Below are 21,050 nucleotides of genomic sequence, written 5' to 3' on the forward strand. Positions count from 1 at the left end.
GGCGGCGCGCGCGGCGGGCCCGCCGCGGCCCCCGCGCGGCCCCGGCGCGGGGCCCCCCCCCCCCCCGGCACTACCCTTGGCGCTCAGGGCGTATCCGCCACCAGCGCCAGCCAGCGCTCGATCGCGCGGCGGTCGCGTGCGGCCAGCAGCTTCGGTGCGCGCGCGCGCAGCGCGGCCAGGTCGGCCTCGCGGATCGCGCGGCGCACCTCCAGCAGTGTGCCGGGGTGCAGGCTGAATTCGCTCAGGCCCAGCGCCAGCAGCAGCGGAGTCATCCGTGCATCACCGGCCATCTCACCGCAGACCGCCACCGGAATGCGATGCCGCGCACCGGTCTCGATCACCATCTGCAGCAACCGCAGCACGGCCGGATGCAGCGGCGAATACAGCTCGCCCAGTGCCTCGTTGTTGCGATCGGCGGCCAGCAGGTACTGCACCAGGTCGTTGGTGCCGATCGACAGGAAGTCGACCAGGTCGATGAAGCTCTCCAGCGCCAACGCCGCAGCGGGCACCTCGATCATCGCCCCAAGCGGCACATGGTCGGACACCATGTGGCCTTCGCTGCGCAGCTGTTCGGTCAGCTTGAGCATGCGCCGGCGCACCGCCAGCAGTTCCTCGCGGGTGCTGACCATCGGCACCAGCACGCGCAGCTTGCCGTAGGCCGAGGCGCGCAGGATCGCGCGCAGCTGGGTGTCGGCCACCTTGGGCCGTGCCAGCGACAGGCGTACGCCGCGCAGTCCCAGGGCCGGGTTTTCTTCGTTGCTCAGGGTCAGGCCGGTGCGGTCGGCCTTGTCCGCGCCCAGATCGAGCGTGCGGATGGTGACCGGTCGCCCGCTCATGCCCAACGCGGCATCGCGGTAGGTCTGGAACTGTTCTTCTTCGTCCGGCAGCTCGTTGCGCTGCAGGAACAGGAATTCGGTGCGGTACAGGCCCAGCCCCTGCGCGCCCAGCGCATGCGCCTGGGTGACGTCCTCCAGCGATTCGGCATTGGCCAGCAGGGCGATGTCGACCTGGTCGCGGGTACGGCTGGGTTTGCTGCGCAGGCGGCCGAGCTCGCGCTGCTCGCGCGCATGTTCTTTCAGGCGCGCGCGGTAGTCGCGCAGGTTGTCGGCCTGCGGGTTGGCGGTGATGCTGCCGTCGGCGCCATCGATGATCAGCACGTCGCCATCGGCGATGCGGCTGAGCAGCTGCGGCACGTTGACGATCAGTGGCAGGTGCAGGCTGCGTGCCAGGATCGCGCTGTGCGACAGCGCGCTGCCGGCGGCGGTGACGATGCCGACCACGCCCTGCGCCTGCAACTGGGCAAGCTCGGAGGGCGCGATGTTGTCGCAGACCAGGATTTCACCGGCGAGGCCTTTCACCGCTGGCGGCCGCTCGGGTTGCAGGAATGCATGGATGCGGCCGATCACATGGTCCAGGTCGTCCATGCGGCTCTTCAGATAGGCGTCGTCCATGCCATCGAAGACCTTGGCCAGGCGGTCACGCTGCAGGCGCAACGCATAGCCGGCGCTGTAGGGGCCGCTGCGGATCAGTTCGTCCAGCCCGAACAACAGCTCGGGATCGTCCAGCAGCAAGGCATGCAGGTCGAGGAACTCGCCCACTTCCTGGTTCAGGGCGCCATGCAGGCGCTGCCGCAGTTCGTGCATTTCCGTGCGCGCGGCATCCACCGCGCGGTGCAGGCGGGCCAGCTCGGCCTCGACCTGATGGGCGGCGACGCGCTGCTCGGCCACTTCCAGCGCATGTGGCAGGCGCACCCGCGCCCGGCCCATGGCTGCGCCACGGGCAGCACCGTGCCCGGCCAGCAGCTGTACCGGCCGCTGGCCGGAAGGGACCTGGCCGGCGCGCGCGCGTGGCACGCTCAGCTGTCCTCGTCGAAGCGGCGTTCGAACAGGCCGACCACCGCCTCCATCGCGGCGGCTTCGTCCTCGCCGTTGATCCGCACCGTGACCGGAGTGCCCTGGCCAGCGGCCAGCAGCATTACGCCCATGATGCTCTTGGCGTTGATCTCACGGCCCTTGGCGGCCATGGTCACGTTGCAGCGGAACGGCGCCAGGGTCTGCACCAGCTTGGCGGTGGCCCGGGCGTGCAGGCCCAGGCGGTTGCTGACGGTGAGTTCTCGTTCAAGCATCGTCGACTATCGCTCCATTACGGGTACCCGCCGCGGCTGTGGCGGGCAGTTGATCCAGTCCCTGTTCCGGATAATTCATCACCCGCAGCAACATCGGCAGGCTCAGCGCCGACACCCGGCGAACCGGGGTCCCCAGCCGGGCCAGCTGCCCGGCAAGGTTGGCGGGGCTGGCGCCGTACAGGTCGGTCAGGATCAGCACGCCTTCCCCCCCATCGACCCGCCGCAGGGCGGCCGAGGCGAGCGGGAGCAGGGCGTCCAGGTCTGCGTCGAACGGTACTTCGAAAGCTTCGGTTTTCAGCGGCAATTGCCGCAGGAGCCGGGTCGCCACGTCTAGCAGGGCGGTCCCGACCCCGGGATGTGTTACGAGGAGAATGCCACAGGTCATTACTGCACGTTAACAGGTCAAGGTGAATTGGCGATAGCAGCAGATGAGGGGCACTGTGTCCCGTATTCAGTGTTGCTCGGGCCGGAGCCCATTTCCGTTGGAAAAGGATCCGACCCCATCCGTTTTTCGGTGCCTGACCGGGATTCATCCACGCATGGCGTGGATCTATTGTGTCGACCAAGGTCGACACCTACCAACAGCACACCGCCCCGCCATCCCACGTAATCCCGCTCTTGCCGTTGACGTGGCCTCTGCGGGTGCCGGGCGCAGCCCGGCCGACCCCCTCAATCCTGTTCGCGGTGGTAGGTCGCCACGTCTTCCCAGCCCATCTCGCGGGCATGCCGGGCCAGGCGCTCGGCCAGGAACACCGAACGGTGCTTGCCGCCGGTGCAGCCGAAGGCCACGGTCACATAGCTGCGGGTGCCATCCCCCAGCTTCGGCAGCCAGGTATCGAGGAAATCCATCAGCTGGGTCAGGTAGCGCTGCACGTCCGGCTGCGCTTCCAGGTAGTCGCGCACGCCCGGTTCGCGGCCACTCAGCGCACGCAGATCCGGGTCCCAGTGTGGATTGGGCAGCACCCGCGCATCGAACACGAAGTCAGCCTCGGCCGGCACGCCGCGCTTGTAGGCGAACGATTCGAACAGCAGCGACAGGCCGGTGGCATGGTCCATCGTGAACTCGGTGATGATCCGCCGCCGCAGCTGATGCACGTTGAGATTGCTGGTATCGATCACCGCATCGGCCTCGCGGCGCAGCGGTGCGGTCAATTCACGCTCACGCGCGATCGCTTCGGGCAGCGACAGGCCCAGCTGGCTCAGTGGATGGCGGCGGCGGGTGTCGGCGTAGCGTTTGAGCACAGCCTCGTCGCTGGCCTCGAAGAACAGCACCTTCACTTCCACGCCGGCATCGGTGGCCAGCTGCCGCCAGTCGCCCAGCTGGCTCAGGTCGGCCTGGCCGCGCACGTCGATGCCCACTGCCAGGCGGCGTGGTGCGCTGCCGTCGTGGTTGGCCAGCAGGCTGCGCACGAAGTCGGGCAGCAGATTGATCGGCAGGTTGTCCGAGCAGTAGTAGTCCTGGTCCTCGAAGGTCTTCAGGGCGACGGATTTACCCGAGCCGGACAGGCCGCTGACGATGATCAGGGTCGGGGCGGAGGGGGTGACGGTGCTCATGGACAGGCTCTTCGAAGGACAGGGGAATCAGGGTGTTCGCCGTTCCAGCAGGTTGCTGTGGCGGGCGATGAACATGGCCGCCGGGTCGATGCCCTTGGTGCGCAGGATGTGCAGGCGGGTCGCGGCCTCGGTCAGCACGGCCAGGTTGCGGCCGGGCATCACCGGCAGGGTGATCAGCGGTACATCCAGGTCCAGCACATGGCGGGTGCCCGAGTCGCCGGTCAGGCGCTCGTAGCCATGCGGGGTGGGTTCGGTCATCGGCTTGGTCAGGTGGACGATCAGCCGAAGGTACTTGTTCTTCTTTACAGCCGTATCGCCGAACATCTCGCGCACGTTCAGCACGCCCAGGCCGCGCACTTCCAGCAGGTCCTGCAGCAGTTCGGGGCAGGTGCCATCGAGCACGTCGGGCGCGATCTGGGTGAATTCGGGCGCATCATCGGCGACCAGGCGGTGGCCGCGGCTGAGCAGTTCCAGCGCCAGCTCGCTCTTGCCCGATCCGGCCTCTCCGGTGATCAGCACGCCGATGGAGTAGATCTCCATGAACACGCCATGCAGGATCACCCGCGGCGCCAGCGTGCGGGCCAAGTGGTAGGACAGGTGGTTGAGCAGTTCGTGGCCGCGCTTGGGCGACAGCCACAGCGGCGTGCCGGATTCATCAGCGGCGGCACGCAGGTCTTCCGGGCAAGCCTGGTTGCGGGTCAGCACCAGCGCCAGCGGGTGCGACTGCATGATCTTTTCGATGGTCTCCCAACGCTGGCGCGGTTCCAGCGCATCCAGCCAGGACAGTTCCTCGGTACCCAGGATCTGCACCTTGTTGGGGTAGATCGCATTGAGGTAGCCGGCCAGCGACGGACGCCGCGAGACCGTGTTGCCGGCCTCCAGCTCGCGCTTCTCGCCGGACTTGCCGGCAGCCCAGCGCAGCCCCAGCCGCTCGCGCTGCTGTTCGAACAGTTCACGGGCGGTGATGCTGGTATTCATGCGGCACTCGCAGGTGGGGTCATGTCCAGCGCCTCGCGCAGCGCCCGGGCATCGCCCGCTTCGCGCAGGGCCTGGCGGATGTCGGGCGCCGAAAACAGCTCGGCCAGCTCGGACAGCAGCATCAGGTGCTGGTGGGTGTAGTGGGCGGGGACGGCCATGGCGAACACCAGGTCCACCAGCTCGTCGCCACCGAAGTCGACCGGGGTGGCCAACCGCAGCAGGGCGCCGCGGGGGCGGTCCAGGGTTGGCGCGCGGCCGTGGGGAATGGCGATGCCGTGACCGATTGCGGTGCTGCCCAGCGCTTCGCGCTGGCACAGGTTCAGATAGATCTGTTCGGCGTTGGCCTGGCGGCAGGCCAGCAACCCGGCGGCGGCCTGCAGGACGCTGTCGCGGTCGGTGGCCGTGCAGAGCTGGGTCTGCACGGCCGCCAGGAGGTCAGTCAGGGGCATGTCTGCGGGGAACGGTGGCGATCAGCCACCATTGTCGCCCACCGGCAGCGGTGCGTGCTGCTGTTTTTTCTCCTTGTGCTTGATCACCAGACGGTCAAGCTTGTCCGCAAGCAGGTCGATCGCGGCATACATGGTCTGGGCATTGGCCTCGGCGTGCAGGGTCTGGCCGGGAATGTTGAGGCTGGCGTCGACGTGGTGTTCGGTCTTCTGCAGCTTGAGGGTCACCCGCGCTTCGCAGTGCTGGTCGAAGTGTTTGCCGATCCGGGCCAGCTTCTCCTCTACATAGGACTGCAGGGCCGGGGTGACTTCGACATCTTTGCCAAACGTTTCGATGCGCATCGGGTTTCTCCTGTGTTCGGATGTGCCAATGAACCTCTCCGCCGGGCGCGGCGGCGCGTCAAGCGATTCTGACCCTTTCGTGCGAGGCGGAAATGTTCATGGCTTCACGATACTTCGCCACGGTGCGTCGCGCTACTGGAATTCCCGACGATTTGAGCAGGTCAGCCAGCTTGGCGTCAGAAAGCGGCTTGCGCGGGTTCTCGTCGTCGATCAGGCGCCGGATCATCGCCTGGATGGCCGTGCTGGACGCCTCGCCACCGCCCTCGGTATCGATGCCCGAGGCGAAGAAGGCGCGCAGCGGCAGGGTGCCGCGCGGGGTACGCACGTGCTTGCGGGCGATCGCGCGCGAGACCGTGGATTCGTGCAGGCCGAGCTCGGTGGCGATCTCGCGCAGGGTCAGTGGACGCAGCGCCTGCTCGCCGAATTCGAGGAAGCCGGCCTGCTGCAGGATCAGGCTGCGTACCACCCGCAGCAGGGTTTCGCCACGCTGCTGCAGCCCTTTCAGCAGCCAGCGCGCTTCCTGCAGCTGGGCACGCAGGTAGCCGGCATCGGCGTCGCCACAACGTCGGATCAGCTGTTCGTAGCCGCGGTGGATCACCACCTTCGGCCCGGCATGCGCGGCCAGCGCTGCGCGCCATACGCCGTTCTGCCGCCACACCACCACATCCGGCACCACGTAGGTGTCCTGCGCCAGCGGTGCGATCTGCGTGCCCGGGCGCGGGTCCAGCGAGCGCAGCAGGGTGACTGCCGTCTCGACCTCGTCCAGGGGCTGTTTCAGTTCATGGGCCAGCCCGGCGACGCCGCTGCGCGGCAGCCGTTCCAGCGGGCCTGCGGCAATCTGTCGCGCCAGCACCAGGCCGGGCGTGTCACCGGCCAGCACATCCAGCTGCAGCAGCAGGCATTCGCCCAGCGTGCGTGCAGCCACACCGACCGGATCGAAACGCTGGATGCGATGCAGCACGGCGAGGATCTCGTCCTCGTCGGCGTGGATCGCCGGCAACAGGGTTTCGGCGATGGTGGCCAGCGGCTCGCGCAGGTAACCGTCGTCGTCCAGCGCATCGATCAGTGCGGCACCGATACTGCGATCACGCGAGGACAGGTGCGACAGATGCAGCTGCCACAGCAGATGGTCGGCCAGTGTTTCGGTTTCGGCTACGCGCTCGGCGGCGCTGCCGGTGTCGTCGTCATCGTCGAAGCTGCCGCCGCTGCCGGCCGCGCTCCAGTCCAGTTCGGCCGGTGCCCAGTCGTCACCGGCATCGGTACGTTCTGCCGGGGCGTCACCGTCGTTGCCATCGCTGCCTTCGTTGCTGGCGCTGCTGCTGTCACTGCTGTCGGCCCAGTCCAGCAGCGGATTGCTTTCCACCGCCTGGGCGATCTCCAGCTCCAGCTCGGTGGTGGACATCTGCAGCAGCTTGATCGCCTGCTGCAACTGGGGCGTGAGCACCAGTTGCTGTCCCAACGATGTCTGCAGCCGAGTCTTCATGCCTGTGCCGAAAGGAAGGAGAGGAACCCGGCGACTGCTTCACAGCTTGAAGGAATCCCCGAGGTAGACGCGACGTACATCGGCGTTGTCCAGGATCGCTTCCGGCGAGCCCTGGGCCAGCACGCTGCCCTCGGCGAGAATATACGCGCGGTCGCAGATACCCAAGGTCTCGCGCACGTTGTGGTCGGTGATCAGCACGCCGATGCCACGCTGCTTGAGATGGGTGACGATGCGCTGGATCTCGCCGACGGAAATCGGGTCGACGCCGGCGAACGGTTCGTCGAGCAGGATCAGGCGCGGCTGCGCGGCCAAGGCACGGGCGATCTCGCAGCGGCGACGTTCGCCACCGGACAGGCTGGCGCCGAGCTGGTCGGCGACGTGGCCCAGCTGCAGTTCGTCGAGCAGGCTGTTCAATTCACGCTCGCGGCCAGCCGAATCCAGGTCTTCGCGCAGCTCCAGTACCAGGCGGAGGTTGTCGGCCACGGTCAGCTTGCGGAACACCGACGGCTCCTGCGGCAGGTAACCCACGCCCTGCTTGGCCCGGGTATACATCGGGTCGCCGGTGATGTCCTTGCCGTCGAGCACGATGCTGCCAGCATCGGCGGCAACCAGGCCGACGATCATGTAGAAGCAGGTGGTCTTGCCGGCGCCGTTGGGGCCGAGCAGGCCGACCACTTCACCGGCGTCGAGGGTCAGCCCGAAGTCCTTGACGACTTCGCGTTGCTTGTACTTCTTGCGCAGGCCCTTGGCGACGAGCATTACTTCCTGCTCCCGGCCGGCTGTGCCGGCGTGGTGGCCTTGGGCTGTGCCGCAGGTGCGGCCGGGGTCTTGTTCTTCGGCGGGATGACGGTGCGCACGCGGCTTCCGTCGCCACCGGAGTTCATTTCGCCGGTGCGGGTGTTGTAGACCATGCGCTGGCCGGCATTGGTGCCGCGCGCGCTGGTGACCTTGTAGTTGCCGGTCAGGGTGATGATCTCGGTCTTGATGTCGTAGTCGATGCGATCGGCCAGCGCGTCCATCCAGGTGCCATCATCGAGCTGCTGCTTCATCTTGGCCTGCTTGCCGGTGAACACCGCACGTACGGGCTCGCCGTCCTTGAGGTAGATCTCGGCCTCGGACGAGCGCAGGTCCAGCGTGCCCTGGGTGATGATCACGCCCTGCGACAGCACGGTCTTGCCGTCGCCGGTGAGCGTGCCCGACTGGGCGCCGGAATCGATGTGCATGTCTTCGTTGCGGTCGGTGGACTTGGCGAAGGCGGCGCTGGGGACAAGAAGACCAAGCGCGAGTACGGCGGCAAAGGGAATCTTCATCGGGGTCCGTTCTACCGGTGGGGGCCTCCCGGGTGGACCGGGGGCGGGCGGGTGGGGCTGCCGGCCTTGCGCCTGTCCGGAGACGTCGCAGGCTGGCGGCGGAATCAGCGTTTGGGCGTGTAGCGGCCCTTGGACTGGCTGAGGAAATGATACGTGTTGTTCTTCGAATCCACTTCGAAGCCGACACCGGACTGTTCCATGCCCGGGCGGGTCATGGTCACCAGGGCGTCGGTGCGGGCGCGGTTTTCCTTCGGGAAAACGTCCAGATGGTCGGTGCGGAAGGTGGTCGGCACCGTGCCCGGGCCGACCGGGCTGTCGCCGGCGACATTGCCGCGCAGCTTCATCTCGTCGCCCTTGGCGCTGAGCCAGCCGGTCTCGGCACGCAGGGTCCAGTGCCTGCCATCCTTGTCCGGCATCTCGAACAACGGCGTGGCGATGTTGATGGTCTGGTCACCGCGCTGGCGTTCCAGCAGCGGCGCACGCAGCGTGGTCGATTCCTTGCCGTGCTCATCCAGGGCGACGATCTGGAAGTCGTGCAGGATGTAATCCACGCCCACTTCCTGGCCGCCACTGGCTGGCCCCTTGTCGCGGTTGCGCAGCGCCGCCCAGCTGCTCAGCAGGGCCGCCAGCAGCAGGCCAATGCCGAGCAGGGTGCGCCAGTTCACGGTCGGCAGGTTCATGCGCCGAACCTCGCCAGCACCGCATCCACATGCCCCTGCGCGGCCAGCAGGATGTCGCACAGCTCGCGCGCGGCGCCACGCCCGCCATCGGCACGGGTCTGCCAGTGCACGCGCTCGGCGATCCACGGATGGGCGTTGGCCGGCGCCACGGCCAGGCCGACCGCGCCCAGCGGCGCCAGGTCCGGCAGGTCATCGCCCATGAAGGCCACCTGTTCCAGGCCGATGCCATGCTGCGCGCACAGCGCCTGCACGCTGGCCAGCTTGTCGCCTACGGCGATCTGGGTGTCGATGCCGAGGTCGGCGCCGCGCTTGAGCGCGGACTGGCTGTTGCGCGCGGTGATCAGCACGGGATGGATGCCGTGCTGCTGCAGCAGTTTCAGGCCCAGGCCATCCTGCACGAAGTACGCCTTGCTCTCGTTGCCGTCCTTGTCGTAGTACAGCCGACCGTCGGTGAGGGTGCCGTCCACGTCGAAGCAGGCCAGGCGGATACGGGCCGCGGCGGCATGCAGGTGGGCAGGGAAGGCGGGCAAGGGGGACCAGGGCATCAGGGCGGCAGGCTCGGTGGGTTCGGATGGGGCAGTACAGACTGAATGGGGTCTACGGACTGTCGGTTAAACCACCCGGGCCCGCAACAGGTCATGAATGTTCAGGGCGCCGACCGCACGCCCCTGGCCATCGACCACGATCAGGCCGGTGATCTTGTGGGTCTCCATCAGCCGGGCCGCCTCCACCGCCAGCTGGTCGGCGCCGATGGTGCGTGGGTTGCGCGTCATCACATCGGCGATCTTGGCGGTGCGCACGTCCAGCGCACTGTCCAGCGCGCGGCGCAGGTCGCCGTCGGTGAACAGGCCGATCAGCACGCCGCCGGCATCGACCACGGCGGTCATGCCCAGCCGTTTGCGGCTCATCTCCATCAGCGCTTCACTGAGGCTGGCGTCCGCGCCCACGCTGGGCAGGTCGTCGCCGGTGTGCATCACGTCGGTGATGTGCAGCAGCAGGCGGCGGCCGAGGCTGCCGGCCGGGTGCGAGCGGGCGAAGTCATCGGCGGTGAAGCCGCGCGCATCGAGCAGGGCCACCGCCAGCGCATCGCCCATCGCCAGCGAGGCGGTGGTGCTGGAGGTCGGCGCCAGCGCCAGCGGACAGGCCTCGGCCGGCACGCTCACGTCCAGGTGGATGTCGGCGGCGGTGGCCAGGCTGGACTGTGGGCGCCCGGTCATGGAAATCAGCACGTTGCCCTGGCGCTTGAGCACCGGCAGCAGCATCAGCACCTCGTCTGACTCGCCCGAATAGGACAGGGCCAGCACCACGTCGTCCTCGGTGATCATGCCCAGATCGCCGTGGCCGGCTTCACCCGGGTGCACGTAGAACGCCGGCGTACCGGTGGACGCCAGGGTGGCGGCGATCTTGCGGGCGATATGCCCGGACTTGCCCATGCCGGTGGCGACCACCCGGCCGCGGCTGGCCAGGATCGCCTGGCAGGCCTGCTGGAACGCCTCGCCAAGGCGGTCGGCCACGGCGTCCAGCGCCTGCCGCTCGATCTCGAAGACGCGGCGGCCGCTGGCGACCAGGCCGGCAGGGTCGACGGAACGGGGGGGCAACAGGGATTCGGCCATGCGGACGCCACGCAGCGGAAGTAGAATGGAGGCACATTTTATTAGGAAAGCCCGTTGGACGCCGACACCATCCGCAATCTGATCGAAACCGGCCTGCCCGGCGCCCGCGCCGACGTGCAGGGCGACGATGGCGTGCATTTCGAAGCGACCGTGGTCTGCGAGGCCTTCGCCGGCAAGATGCCGCTGGCCCGCCACCGCATGGTGTATGCCACGCTGGGCGACCTGATGGGCGGCGCGATCCACGCGCTGGCGCTGAAAACCGTGACCCCGGCCGAAGCCGGCTGAACCGCAGAAGATCCCGAATACATGGCCAAGATCGTTGTGACCGGCGGCGCTGCGCTGCACGGTGAAGTGAGCATCTCCGGCGCCAAGAACGCCGTCCTCCCCATTCTCTGCGCGACCCTGCTGGCCGATGCGCCGGTGGAGATCACCAACGTGCCGCACCTGCACGACGTGGTCACCACGGTGAAGCTGCTGGGCGAGCTGGGCGCCAAGGTCACCATCGACCAGGGCACGCTGTCGCGCGGCAGTGCGATCGTGGTCGACCCGCGTTCGGTCAACCAGCACGTGGCACCGTACGAGCTGGTCAAGACCATGCGCGCCTCGATCCTGGTGCTGGGCCCGCTGCTGGCCCGCTTCGGTGCGGCCGAAGTATCGCTGCCGGGCGGCTGCGCGATCGGTTCGCGTCCGGTCGACCAGCACATCAAGGGCCTGCAGGCGCTGGGTGCCGAGATCGTGGTCGAGAACGGCTTCATCAAGGCCACCGCCAAGCGGCTGAAGGGGGGGCACTTCACCTTCGACATGGTTAGCGTCACCGGCACCGAGAACGTGCTGATGGGCGCGGTGCTGGCCGAAGGCACCACCATCCTCGACAACTGCGCGATGGAACCGGAAGTGACCGATCTGGCGCACTGCCTGATCGCGCTGGGCGCGAAGATCGAAGGCCTGGGCACTGCCCGCCTGGTGATCGAAGGCGTCGAGCGCCTGTCCGGCGGCCGCCATGAAGTGCTGCCCGACCGCATCGAGACCGGCACCTTCCTGGTGGCCGCAGCGATGACCGGTGGCAAGGTCACGGTCAACCGTGCGCGCCCGAACACCATGGACGCGGTGCTGTCCAAGCTGGTCGAAGCCGGTGCGAAGATCGAGACCACCGACGACAGCATCACCCTGGACATGCAGGGCAAGCGGCCGAAGGCGGTCAACCTGACCACCGCGCCGTACCCGGCATTCCCGACCGACATGCAGGCGCAGTTCATGGCGCTCAACTGCGTGGCCGACGGCGTGGGCGTGATCAACGAAACGATCTTCGAGAACCGTTTCATGCACGTCAACGAACTGCTGCGCCTGGGCGCGGACATCCAGGTTGAAGGCCACACCGCCATCGTGCGTGGCAGTGAACACCTGAGCGGTGCGCCGGTAATGGCCACCGACCTGCGTGCCTCGGCCTCGCTGATCCTGGCCGGCCTGATGGCCAGCGGCGAGACCACCATCGACCGCATCTACCACCTTGATCGTGGCTACGAGAACATCGAAGAGAAGCTGTCTTCGCTCGGCGCCACCATCCGGCGCGTGCCATGATCCTGCGCGGCAAGTTCAGCCCGCGTCGCAAGGCGCTGCTGGCGCTGGTGCTGATCGTGCTGGCGTGGCTGGGCTATGCCTGGTACGCCAACATCGCCATCACCCAGGGCATCGAGCAGAAGGACATGGACTGGAACGGCGATGGCACGGTCTCGCGTGATGAAATCATCGAGTCGTTCTATGCGGTCGCAGTGAACGACAGCCAGGACGGCAACCGTCATTGCCGCACCTTCGTCTGGCGCAGCACCGGTGAGCAGATCCGCGTGGACTGCCGGACCGAGTTCAAGCCGGCCGAGGAACAGAAACCGGCTGAAGCGAAGAAATAGGAAAACGCCCGCGAAAGCGGGCGTTTTCTTTTCGGTAGTGCCGGCCGCTGGCCGGCAACCCCATCAACCTCGTGGAGCATCGCGAGAATGCCGGGCAGCGGCCGGCACTACCGGTTCGCGCGTCAGTTCATCGCCTTGATGGTCAGGTCCAGCGCATCGCGGCCGCTCTCACGCTGCAGCATGCGCGCCGGCACCGGGAATTCCGGCACGATCCAGGCGATCAGCTCCTTGTTGCCGTCGGCGCGCGAGACCTTGGTGGCCTCGTAGCTCTTGCCGCCCACGGTGATCGATTCCTTGCCGATCACACGGTACGTCATGTTCTTGATGCGGCCTTCGTCGACCATGCGATAGGTCAGCGGCTTGCCCGCCGCCAGGTCACGGGCGATCGCCAGGTTGATCAGCAGCGCGTCCATGTCACCGGCTTTCAGCGCAATCGGGCCAGCGCGATCCGGCTTGATGTCACCGGTCCAGGTGGCCTGGTTGCTGGTCCAGTTGTAGTTGGCCTGCACGTTGCGCTTCTTCACCAGCAGCGCCGAACGGTCCTGGCTGCTGAGCGGGCGCAGCTGGCCACGCACTTCCTCGAACACCGTGCTCTGGCTGAGGTCGGCCAGCTGGTTCTTCACCTGCAGGCTGTAGCGCCACTTGTTGCTGCCTTCGCTGGCCAGGGTCATGGTGCCGTTGGCCTGCATGCCCATGTAGCTGGCCAGGTAATCGGCCTTGAACGGTTCCAGCGCCATGGCCGGCAGGCTGGCCACGGTCAGGGCAGCGGCTGCGATCCAGGTGAGGGGGCGGGTCAGGGTATTCATGCTCAGACTCCTTGGTATTCGATCAGGCGCAGATCGACGCGGTCTTCGCCGTCTTCGCGTTGCAGGATGCGCACCGGGGTGGGGACACCGTTGGCGATCCAGAGAATGGTTTCGTTTCTGCCACCGTTGGTCCGGTAGACCCGCAGTGCGTTGTAGGACAGGTCGCCGACCTCGACGTTCTCGGTCTGCGGCGCGGCCTGGTAGTCGTGTTCGCGGACCTTGCCCATGTCCACGTAGCGGTAATGCATGGAGGCGCCTGGACGCGCATCGCGCATGATCGCCAGGTTGATCAGCAGCGCGCTCTGGTCGCCTGCCTGCAGCGGGATCGGTTGCGCGCGTTCCTTCTTGACGTCACCGGTCCATTGCGCGGTGCCGGCCTGCCAGTTGTAGGTGCCGACCGCCTTCTTGCCCAGGAACAGGCCCTTGCGCACCGTGCTCTGGCTGAGCGGCGCATACACGCCGCTGCGCTCCTCGAACACTGTGCTCTGTTCGATGTTCAGGCCCAGCACGCTGGCAAAGCCGCGGCGGCCGACCACCTGCATGTCCACCCGCCACTGGCTGCCGCCGGTGTGGGTGACCTGCATGCTGGCATCGCCCGCTTCCTTGCCCTTGTAGAAGGCCTGGTAGGTGGCGCTGAACGGTTGCAGCGGCGGTGGCTCCCAGGCCAGTGCCGGTGGCATCGGTACGGCCGGCGCATCGGCTGGCGGCTGCGCTGCGGGCACCGGTGCCGGCGGGGGGGCGGGCGCCTGTGCCTGGCCCCAGCCCACGCCGGGGAACACGGCAAGCGACAACAGCAATGGAGTGGACAGCAGGGTCGTGGTCTTCATGGAGGACAGGGACCGCAGGAGGGGGCAGGATGCCAGCCCCGCAGTCAGCGGGGCGTGTGCATGGGGACTACCGGTTCAGGTTCCCGGCGGAATCTAGGGCCAACGGGCTAAACAGGGGGTGACCGTCCAGTTGCGGCTGGCCCTCCCGTTCAGCCAGGCGGCCGGCGCACACCAGCTGCAGGGTGGCGATCAGCAGCGGATGCTCCACCGCCAGCACGCGCGCGGCCAGGCTGTCGGCGTCATCGCCGGGCAGCACCGGCACCCGCACCTGCGCCAGCACGGCGCCCGCATCCAGCTCGGGCACGACCAGATGCACGCTGGCACCGTGCTCGGCGTCGCCCGCCTGCAGCGCCCGTGCGTGGGTGTCCAGGCCCTTGTGCAGCGGCAGCAGCGATGGATGGATGTTGACCAGCCGGCCATTGAAGCGCTGTACGAAGGCCGCGCCGAGGATGCGCATGTAGCCGGCGCAGACGATCCAGTCCGGTTGTACTGCGGCCAGCGCATCGCCGAGCGCCTGCTCGTAGCTGGCGCGGTCGCTGAAGGACTTCGGTGCATGCGCCCAGCGCAGGTTCGGTGCGACGCGCTGCAGGGCCTCTGCGGCGGGGCGGTCGGAAAACACGCCGACCACCTCGGCGGGCAGTCGGCCGTCGGCAATGGCATCGAGGATGGCCTGCAGGTTGCTGCCGCGGCCGGAGGCGAGCACGGCAATGCGGGTGGTCGCGGTCACTGCTGGGCGCTCCGGCGGATCAGCGGCCAGATCAGCAGGCTGCCGAGGGTGGCCATCAGCATGTCGGCGTGCGCGTCCCACATGTCGCCCTGCTGCCCGTTGTAGGCCTCGGCAGCATCCGGTGACAGCGCCAGTGCGATGGCCCACTCGAACCATTCGTAGACCAGGCTGGCACACATCACTGTCATCACCGCCAGGGTGAAGGCCTGGCCCAGGCGCAGCGCCGGCCACGCATGACGGGCAAGCTGCAGCAGCGCAGGAGTGAAGCAGACGCCGAACAGGAAGTGGATGAGGCGATCGAAATGGTTGCGCTGCCAGCCGAAGGCCGCATTCGGCGACCAGCCGCTCAGCGTCTGCGCCCAGGCGTCGTAGGGCACGTTGGAATACAGCCAGCGCGCGGCCACGCAGTGCAGGGCGATGAAGCCGCAGATCGCGATGAAGGCACCATTGCCCAGCCAGCCGCCGCGACGGTCGACCCACAGCAGCGCGGCCAGCCCGATCACGGTCAGGGTGCTGTGCAGGGCCTGTTCGGTAGGCCACAGCGGGTGGACCCAGCTGATTGCGAACACCGCCAGCACGGCGGCAAAGGCCAGCTTCTTGGGGCCCGAGAAACGGTGGGTGGTGGGCGAAGCAGACGTCGGGAGGGCAGGCGCGGACATGGGAAATCGATCAGGAAAGGACGGGGCGTCTGCCGGCAGGTTCAGACACTGAGGTGGTCGCCACGGTCGAACAGCGCGGCCATGTCAGGTTTGGACAGGAACACCCAGGCATAGGCGGCCAAGGCCATGCCCAGCGGGCCGGCCAGTACGCCCAGCCACGCCGCGCGCCGGCACCAGGCCAGCCCGGTGCGATGTGACAGCTGGCGCGCGGTATACAACTGCACGAACCCCAGCACGGCCGCCAGCACGGCGATGGACGCATAGACCGTGGTCAGCATCCAGGCATCGTCCAGTCCGCGCGAGTGGGCCACCCATCCGCTGAGGCCAAGGAACGCCACTGTGGCGAACCAATGGAAGCCGGCCAACGCGTAGAACAGCACTTTCAGCGTCTGCAGATGGCTGGTCAGCTGCAGCTGCGCCAGGGTCTGATGCGGCAGCGGCGGCGGATTGCCGGAGGCGGTCATGCGGGCGTGGCGGGAAGGTCGAAGGCGGCCTTCACCTGCGGGCGCAGCAGGGTGATCAGGCCGAACACCCCCAGCACCGTGCCGACGGGGGTGAACAGGCAGGCCAGGCCGGCCGCGATCAGGCACAGCAGGTAGCGGCGTCTCTGGGCCAGGCAGCGGCCGGCATAGGTGACGAACGCGCCCAGGGTGACGCCACCGAATACGGCGACGCAACCGATGAGGGTGAACATCCAGCCGAACAGGCGCTGTTCGGCCGGCGACGACGGCTGGCCGCCGGAATTCATCGGCAGGTTGCCGGTGAGCGCGGTGATGCCCAGCACGATGTGGATGATGAAGATCAGCGAGAACAGCACGATCAGGCCACCGACCACGTAGTGCGCGATGGCCAGCATGCGCAGGTGGTCGGCATCCTGCGCGTTGAACACCGGTACCGTCGCCAGCGGTGGCGGCACGGGGGCGGGCGACAAGGGGGGCGTTGCGTCCATGCGGGCTCCTGGGTTGTCGGGATCAGGCGATGTGGACGCGCTCGGCGCCTTCGGCGGTGACCACCTGGCCGATGGTCCAGTGCTCCAGGCCCTGCGCCTTGACCGCATCGGATACCGCGGCCACCTGGTCCGGCGCCACGATCAGCACGAAGCCGATACCGCAGTTGAAGGTGCGCCACATCTCGCTGTCGGCGACCGCGCCTTCCTTCTGCAGCCACTGGAACACCGGCGGCAGGGTCCAGGACGAGGCCTGGATGTCCAGGCCGAGGCCGTCGGGCACCACGCGGATGATGTTCTCGGTCAGGCCGCCACCGGTGATGTGGGCCATGCCGTGGATGGCCGCGCCGTGCGACTTCAGCAGCGACAGGATCGGCTTCACGTACAGGCGGGTCGGCGCCATCAGCGCATCGACCAGCTTCACGCCGCCTTCCAGCTCCAGCTCGGCCGGGCGGCCGGCTCGGTCGTAGATGCGGCGCACCAGCGAGTAGCCATTGGAATGCGGGCCGGACGAGGCAATGCCGATCAGCACGTCGCCGGCAGCCACGCTGGCGCCGTCCTTCAGCTCGCTCTTCTCGACCGCAGCGACCGTGAAGCCGGCCAGGTCGTACTCGCCCGGGGCATACATGTCGGGCATTTCAGCGGTTTCGCCGCCGATCAGCGCACAGCCGGCCTCGGTGCAGCCGTTGGCGATGCCGCCCACGACCGCCGCGGCGGTGTCGATGTCCAGCTTGCCGGTGGCGAAGTAGTCCAGGAAGAACAGCGGTTCGGCACCCTGCACCAGCACGTCGTTCACGCACATGGCGACCAGGTCGATGCCGATCGTATCGTGGCGGTTCAGCTGGTGGGCCAGCTTCAGCTTGGTGCCCACGCCGTCGGTGCCCGACACCAGCACCGGCTCGCGGTACTTGTTGGACAGGTCGAACAGGGCGCCGAAGCCGCCCAGGCCGCCCATCACTTCCGGGCGGAAGCTGCGCTTGACCAGGGGCTTGATCCGCTCGACCAGTTCGTTGCCGGCGTCGATGTCGACACCCGCGTCACGGTAGGTGAGGGGGGAGGGGGCGGAAGACGGGGTGTTGGTCACGGGCGTCGGCGCTGGCAGGGGTTGAACGGGCGATTTTAACAGGCCGCATTGGCGCAAAGGCCGTATTCGGGCAACAATTCCCCCGGATACGTCGAGCCAATGGATGTCCTGATGCGCCGCAGCCTGATTCTGACCCTGCTCCTTGCGCTGAGCCTGCCGGTGGCCACGATGGCCCAGAGCGGCCTGCGCACCGAGGGTGATGTTGCCACCGCCACTGGCGCGTACGAGGCCGAAGTGCCCGTCAACAGCCAGGCCGAAGCCGACCGCAACGGTGCGCTGGCCCGCGCCTTGAGCGTTGTACTGGGCAAGTTGTCCGGCGATCGCAGCGTGATGTCGCGCCCTGGCGTGGCGCAGGCGCTGCGCAATGCCAAGGATTACGTGGCCAGCTACGACTACAAGCAGGACCAGAGCGTGAGCGCCAGTGGCGCCCCCAGCTTCCGCACCCTGCTGGTGGCCCGCTTCCGCGAGGACGATGTCGATTCGCTGGTGTCGGCGCTGGGCCTGCCGCTGTGGCCGCAGCCGCGGCCGAAGCCGGTGCTGTGGCTGGCCGTCGATGACGGCAGCGGTCCGCGCCTGGTGAGCGTGCAGCAGGCCAACGCCGCCCGCCCGTTGCTGAACCGCGCCATCGAGCGCGGCTACAAGCTGGGCCTGCCCAGCGGTGGTGCCGCCGAACAGGCGCTGGCCGGTGCCATCTGGCGCCAGGACAGTGCCGCCGTGGCCCGTGCCTCTTCGCGCTACTCGCCGCCGATGCAGCTGATCGGCAAGCTGTACCGCGCCAATGGCGGCTGGCAGGCGGACTGGGTGTTCGTCGACAACGGCCGTGAGCTGAACAAGTGGACCAGCAAGGACGCCAACGCCATGCGCGCGATGGCCGCCGGTGCCGACGGCGCCGCCGATGCGCTGGTCAAGCGCTATGCCAAGGCCGGCGCGGCCGTCGGCCAGGCCGGCACCTATCGGGTGGTGGTCACCGGCATCAACAGTGCCGACGACTACCTGCGCCTGGCTGCCGGCCTGCGTGAGGTGCCGGTGGTGCGCAACGTCACCCCGCTGCACGCTTCGGCCGGCCAGCTGGAGCTGAGCCTGGAGATGACCACCGGCCTGGCCGGCTTCAACCGCATGCTGGGCGACAACGGCGTGCTGGTGCCGAGCGCACCGCTGCCGGCCCTGCCGACGCCGATCGACGACACCACCGGTGCCCCGGTCGCTGCGCCGGTCAGCAACGAGTACCGCCTGCGATGAACCTGACCCCGGAAGCGGAAATCGCGCAGTTCCTGCGCCGCCTGAAGTACATCCTGTTCGCCGGCCTGATCGGCTGGGTGGTGTGGTTGCTGGCGCCGATCCTGACCCCGTTCGTGCTGGCGCTGGCGCTGGCCTGGCTGGGCGATCCGCTGGTGGACCGCATCGAGGCCACCGGCCGTTCGCGCATGACCGGCGTGGTGCTGGTATTCGCGGCGATGGTGCTGGTGATCGTGGCGCTGCTGCTGGTGCTGGTGCCGATGATCGAGCGCCAGATCACCACCCTGATTGCGGTCGCGCCGCAGGCACAGGCGTGGCTGATGGAAAAGGGCATTCCCTGGTTCGAGCAGAAGACCGGCCTGGAAGTGATGCAGTGGCTGGACCCGGACCGCCTGATCGAATGGGTGCGCAGCCACTGGCAGCAGGCCGGCGGCTTCGCCACCACGTTCATGGGCTACGTCTCGCGTTCGGGCTTTGCGATGGTGACCTGGGTGGTCAACATCCTGCTGCTGCCGATCCTGGCGTTCTACTTCCTGCGTGACTGGGACAAGCTGGTCGAGCGCGTGGCGTCGGTGATTCCGCGCAACCAGATCGGCACCATCAGCGCATTGGCGCGTGAGTCCAACGAGGTGCTGGGCGCCTTCATCCGCGGTCAGTTCCTGGTGATGCTGGCGCTGGGCGTGATCTATGCCGGCGGCCTGTCGCTGGTCGGCCTCAAGCTGGGTCTGCTGATCGGCCTGATTGCCGGCCTGATCAGCTTCATTCCCTATCTGGGCGCGACCACCGGCATCCTGATGGCGGTGGTCGCCGCACTGGTGCAGGCACAGGGCTTCGACCTGAAGCTGCTGATCCTGGTCGGCGTGGTGTTCACCGTGGGCCAGCTGCTGGAAAGCTACGTGCTGACCCCGCGGATTGTCGGCGACAAGATCGGCCTGCACCCGGTGGCAGTGATCTTCGCGGTGATGGCCGGCGGCCAGTTGTTCGGCTTCCTCGGCATGCTGCTGGCGCTGCCGGTGGCAGCGGTGACCAACGTGCTGCTGCGCTACGCGCACCAGCGTTATCGCCAGAGCGAGCTGTACGTGGGTGAGAAGCCGGCGATCGTGCTTGATGGCGTGGTCGATGCCCCCCATATCATCATTCCGAACGACAAGGGCCCCGACCTGAAGTGATGGGTGTGCCGCAACTGCCGCTGGCCCTGCATTACCCGCGGGACCAGCGCCTGGAGACCTTCATCGGCGCGCCGGACGGCGCGCTGGCGCAGCTGCGCGCGATCGCGGTGGGTGCCAGCCACGATTGGGTCTATCTGGAAGGTGCGGCGGGCACGGGCAAGACCCACCAGGCACTGGCGATGTGCTCCAGCGCCGAGCAGGCCGGGCGACTGCCGACCTACGTACCGCTGGCCAGCGCCGCCGGCCGCGTACGCGCGGCGCTGGATGGGCTGGAGGCGCGCGAGCTGGTGGCGCTGGACGGCCTGGACCAGGTGGCCGGCAACCGCGAGGACGAGATCGCGCTGTTCGATTTCCACAACCGCGCGCGCGCTGCGGGCGTGACCGTGCTGTACACGGCGCAGAAGGCGCCGGAAGAACTGGGCCTGGTACTGCCCGATCTGCGTTCGCGGCTGGGCCAGTGCGTGCGTGTGCTGCTGCAGCCGCTGGATGAGGAAGGACGGGCAGCGGTGCTGCGTGAGCGCGCGCTGCGGCGTGGGCTGGCGATCGACGAGGCCTCGATCGAGTGGCTGCTGTCGCACACCGGTCGCGAGCTGGGTGGGTTGATCACCCTGCTGGACTGGCTGGATCGTGAGTCGCTGGCGGCGAAGCGGCGGATCACCGTGCCGTTCCTGCGCCAGGTGCTGGAAGAAGGCCGGCCCCGTTACTGAGGTTGGGGTGTTTCTTTGCAGGGCTGCTGCCCTGCACCCGCTGCAAGCCAGAGCAACGTCAAAATCAAGTGCTGGCTTCCTGGGGGAGGCGGGGTGGCTCAGGTTGCGGGGGACGGCGCAAGTACGTCCATGTAGCCTCGGTCGCGCCATCCATGGCGCTCACGCCCCCGCAACCTGAGCCACCCCGCCTTCGACAGTTGGCCGGTGGCCTTGGGATTGACCTTGGATCAGATGTGCTCCGTGCTTGGTAGGTGTCGACCTTGGTCGACACAGACGAGCGAGCGCAGCGAAGCGGTCCGCTTCTGCTTTTCTTTTTCTTTTCCGTGGCTGGACGCACACGGAAACTGTCAGAGGCCGGGCGGGGTGGGTTCGCGGGGGTGTCCGCGGCATGGATGCCGCGGCCAAGCCCCCATGGATGGGTTCACGGCGTCCCCCGCGAACCCACCCCCCCCCC

26 protein-coding genes are annotated in these 21,050 nt (G+C 67.8%); 6 read left to right on the plus strand and 20 right to left on the minus strand.

Annotation, left to right across the window (positions count from 1 at the left end; all coding sequences use genetic code 11):
* Window positions 1-83: 83 nt before the first annotated feature.
* From ptsP to V3B25_RS07695, 13 genes are all read right to left on the minus strand, one after another.
* Complete coding sequence (gene ptsP, locus V3B25_RS07635; protein WP_329810413.1) at window positions 84-1,853, minus strand: phosphoenolpyruvate--protein phosphotransferase; 1,770 nt, start codon at window positions 1,851-1,853, stop codon at window positions 84-86.
* A gap of 2 nt (window positions 1,854-1,855) precedes the next feature.
* Complete coding sequence (locus V3B25_RS07640; protein ID WP_005408385.1) at window positions 1,856-2,125, minus strand: HPr family phosphocarrier protein; 270 nt, start codon at window positions 2,123-2,125, stop codon at window positions 1,856-1,858.
* Complete coding sequence (locus tag V3B25_RS07645) at window positions 2,118-2,510, minus strand: PTS fructose subfamily transporter subunit IIA (RefSeq protein ID WP_010483657.1); 393 nt, start codon at window positions 2,508-2,510, stop codon at window positions 2,118-2,120. The genes V3B25_RS07640 and V3B25_RS07645 overlap by 8 nt, the downstream gene beginning before the upstream one ends.
* A gap of 284 nt (window positions 2,511-2,794) precedes the next feature.
* On the minus strand, window positions 2,795-3,679 hold the full coding sequence (gene rapZ / locus V3B25_RS07650) for an RNase adapter RapZ (protein ID WP_032130190.1): 885 nt from the start codon (window positions 3,677-3,679) through the stop codon (window positions 2,795-2,797).
* Between the two features lie 27 nt (window positions 3,680-3,706).
* Window positions 3,707-4,657, minus strand: a complete 951-nt coding sequence (gene hprK / locus V3B25_RS07655) for an HPr(Ser) kinase/phosphatase (protein WP_005408388.1) — start codon at window positions 4,655-4,657, stop codon at window positions 3,707-3,709.
* Window positions 4,654-5,106 carry a PTS sugar transporter subunit IIA gene (locus V3B25_RS07660; RefSeq protein WP_329810414.1) on the minus strand — a complete coding sequence of 151 codons (453 nt, stop codon included), beginning with the start codon at window positions 5,104-5,106 and terminating at the stop codon, window positions 4,654-4,656. The genes hprK and V3B25_RS07660 overlap by 4 nt, the downstream gene beginning before the upstream one ends.
* Before the next feature lie 21 nt (window positions 5,107-5,127).
* A complete protein-coding gene (gene raiA / locus V3B25_RS07665) occupies window positions 5,128-5,445 on the minus strand; it encodes a ribosome-associated translation inhibitor RaiA (RefSeq protein ID WP_004147311.1) in 318 nt (105 codons plus the stop codon).
* A 58-nt stretch (window positions 5,446-5,503) separates the two neighbouring features.
* Window positions 5,504-6,928 carry an RNA polymerase factor sigma-54 gene (locus V3B25_RS07670; RefSeq protein WP_329810415.1) on the minus strand — a complete coding sequence of 475 codons (1,425 nt, stop codon included), beginning with the start codon at window positions 6,926-6,928 and terminating at the stop codon, window positions 5,504-5,506.
* 39 nt (window positions 6,929-6,967) lie between these two features.
* Window positions 6,968-7,687 (minus strand): LPS export ABC transporter ATP-binding protein, encoded by a 720-nt coding sequence (lptB, locus tag V3B25_RS07675; protein ID WP_032130193.1) that lies wholly within the window; start codon window positions 7,685-7,687, stop codon window positions 6,968-6,970.
* Window positions 7,687-8,238: a lipopolysaccharide transport periplasmic protein LptA gene (gene lptA, locus V3B25_RS07680; RefSeq protein ID WP_032130194.1), complete on the minus strand. Its 552-nt coding sequence runs from the start codon at window positions 8,236-8,238 to the stop codon at window positions 7,687-7,689. Before lptA ends, lptB begins: the two co-directional genes overlap by 1 nt.
* A 104-nt stretch (window positions 8,239-8,342) precedes the next feature.
* Window positions 8,343-8,918 carry an LPS export ABC transporter periplasmic protein LptC gene (gene lptC / locus V3B25_RS07685; RefSeq protein WP_049462883.1) on the minus strand — a complete coding sequence of 192 codons (576 nt, stop codon included), beginning with the start codon at window positions 8,916-8,918 and terminating at the stop codon, window positions 8,343-8,345.
* Window positions 8,915-9,463, minus strand: a complete 549-nt coding sequence (locus V3B25_RS07690) for an HAD hydrolase family protein (protein ID WP_049398160.1) — start codon at window positions 9,461-9,463, stop codon at window positions 8,915-8,917. Before V3B25_RS07690 ends, lptC begins: the two co-directional genes overlap by 4 nt.
* Before the next feature lie 66 nt (window positions 9,464-9,529).
* Complete coding sequence (locus tag V3B25_RS07695; protein ID WP_049421533.1) at window positions 9,530-10,531, minus strand: KpsF/GutQ family sugar-phosphate isomerase; 1,002 nt, start codon at window positions 10,529-10,531, stop codon at window positions 9,530-9,532.
* Window positions 10,532-10,585: 54 nt separating this feature from the next.
* Between V3B25_RS07695 and V3B25_RS07700 the strand changes: the two genes are divergently transcribed.
* The 3 genes from V3B25_RS07700 to V3B25_RS07710 are packed head-to-tail and all read left to right on the plus strand — an operon-like array spanning window position 10,586 to window position 12,435.
* On the plus strand, window positions 10,586-10,816 hold the full coding sequence (locus V3B25_RS07700; protein ID WP_005408396.1) for a BolA family protein: 231 nt from the start codon (window positions 10,586-10,588) through the stop codon (window positions 10,814-10,816).
* A 21-nt stretch (window positions 10,817-10,837) separates the two neighbouring features.
* Window positions 10,838-12,109: a UDP-N-acetylglucosamine 1-carboxyvinyltransferase gene (gene murA / locus V3B25_RS07705; RefSeq protein WP_049398162.1), complete on the plus strand. Its 1,272-nt coding sequence runs from the start codon at window positions 10,838-10,840 to the stop codon at window positions 12,107-12,109.
* Entirely contained in the window at window positions 12,106-12,435 is a 330-nt protein-coding gene (locus V3B25_RS07710) for a hypothetical protein (RefSeq protein WP_032130368.1), read from the plus strand. Before murA ends, V3B25_RS07710 begins: the two co-directional genes overlap by 4 nt.
* A 122-nt stretch (window positions 12,436-12,557) precedes the next feature.
* Here the strand turns inward: V3B25_RS07710 and V3B25_RS07715 are convergent, their stop codons facing one another.
* The 7 genes from V3B25_RS07715 to purM all read right to left on the minus strand — a co-directional run bounded on the left by V3B25_RS07715 (window position 12,558) and on the right by purM (window position 17,484).
* A complete protein-coding gene (locus V3B25_RS07715) occupies window positions 12,558-13,241 on the minus strand; it encodes a DUF3108 domain-containing protein (RefSeq protein ID WP_010483632.1) in 684 nt (227 codons plus the stop codon).
* Window positions 13,242-13,243: 2 nt separating this feature from the next.
* On the minus strand, window positions 13,244-14,068 hold the full coding sequence (locus tag V3B25_RS07720) for a DUF3108 domain-containing protein (protein ID WP_049398164.1): 825 nt from the start codon (window positions 14,066-14,068) through the stop codon (window positions 13,244-13,246).
* 67 nt (window positions 14,069-14,135) lie between these two features.
* The gene (purN, locus tag V3B25_RS07725) at window positions 14,136-14,795 is read right to left on the minus strand and encodes a phosphoribosylglycinamide formyltransferase (protein WP_049421532.1); all 660 of its coding nucleotides are present in this window, start codon (window positions 14,793-14,795) and stop codon (window positions 14,136-14,138) included.
* Window positions 14,792-15,454, minus strand: a complete 663-nt coding sequence (locus V3B25_RS07730) for a DUF2238 domain-containing protein (RefSeq protein WP_049398166.1) — start codon at window positions 15,452-15,454, stop codon at window positions 14,792-14,794. Before V3B25_RS07730 ends, purN begins: the two co-directional genes overlap by 4 nt.
* Window positions 15,455-15,495: 41 nt before the next feature.
* Window positions 15,496-15,918, minus strand: a complete 423-nt coding sequence (locus V3B25_RS07735; protein ID WP_032130364.1) for a hypothetical protein — start codon at window positions 15,916-15,918, stop codon at window positions 15,496-15,498.
* On the minus strand, window positions 15,915-16,403 hold the full coding sequence (locus V3B25_RS07740) for a hypothetical protein (protein WP_049421531.1): 489 nt from the start codon (window positions 16,401-16,403) through the stop codon (window positions 15,915-15,917). Before V3B25_RS07740 ends, V3B25_RS07735 begins: the two co-directional genes overlap by 4 nt.
* A gap of 22 nt (window positions 16,404-16,425) precedes the next feature.
* Complete coding sequence (gene purM / locus V3B25_RS07745; protein ID WP_049421530.1) at window positions 16,426-17,484, minus strand: phosphoribosylformylglycinamidine cyclo-ligase; 1,059 nt, start codon at window positions 17,482-17,484, stop codon at window positions 16,426-16,428.
* Window positions 17,485-17,583: 99 nt separating this feature from the next.
* Between purM and V3B25_RS07750 the strand changes: the two genes are divergently transcribed.
* Genes V3B25_RS07750 through hda form a run of 3 tightly spaced genes read left to right on the plus strand, consistent with a single transcriptional unit; the run spans window position 17,584 to window position 20,596 of the window.
* Window positions 17,584-18,723, plus strand: a complete 1,140-nt coding sequence (locus V3B25_RS07750) for a DUF2066 domain-containing protein (protein WP_032130361.1) — start codon at window positions 17,584-17,586, stop codon at window positions 18,721-18,723.
* Complete coding sequence (locus V3B25_RS07755) at window positions 18,720-19,889, plus strand: AI-2E family transporter (RefSeq protein ID WP_032130360.1); 1,170 nt, start codon at window positions 18,720-18,722, stop codon at window positions 19,887-19,889. The genes V3B25_RS07750 and V3B25_RS07755 overlap by 4 nt, the downstream gene beginning before the upstream one ends.
* Entirely contained in the window at window positions 19,889-20,596 is a 708-nt protein-coding gene (gene hda, locus V3B25_RS07760) for a DnaA regulatory inactivator Hda (protein ID WP_049421529.1), read from the plus strand. Before V3B25_RS07755 ends, hda begins: the two co-directional genes overlap by 1 nt.
* Window positions 20,597-21,050: the final 454 nt, after the last annotated feature.

The organism is Stenotrophomonas sp. SMYL8, assembly GCF_036320065.1.
GTDB lineage: Bacteria > Pseudomonadota > Gammaproteobacteria > Xanthomonadales > Xanthomonadaceae > Stenotrophomonas > Stenotrophomonas maltophilia_A.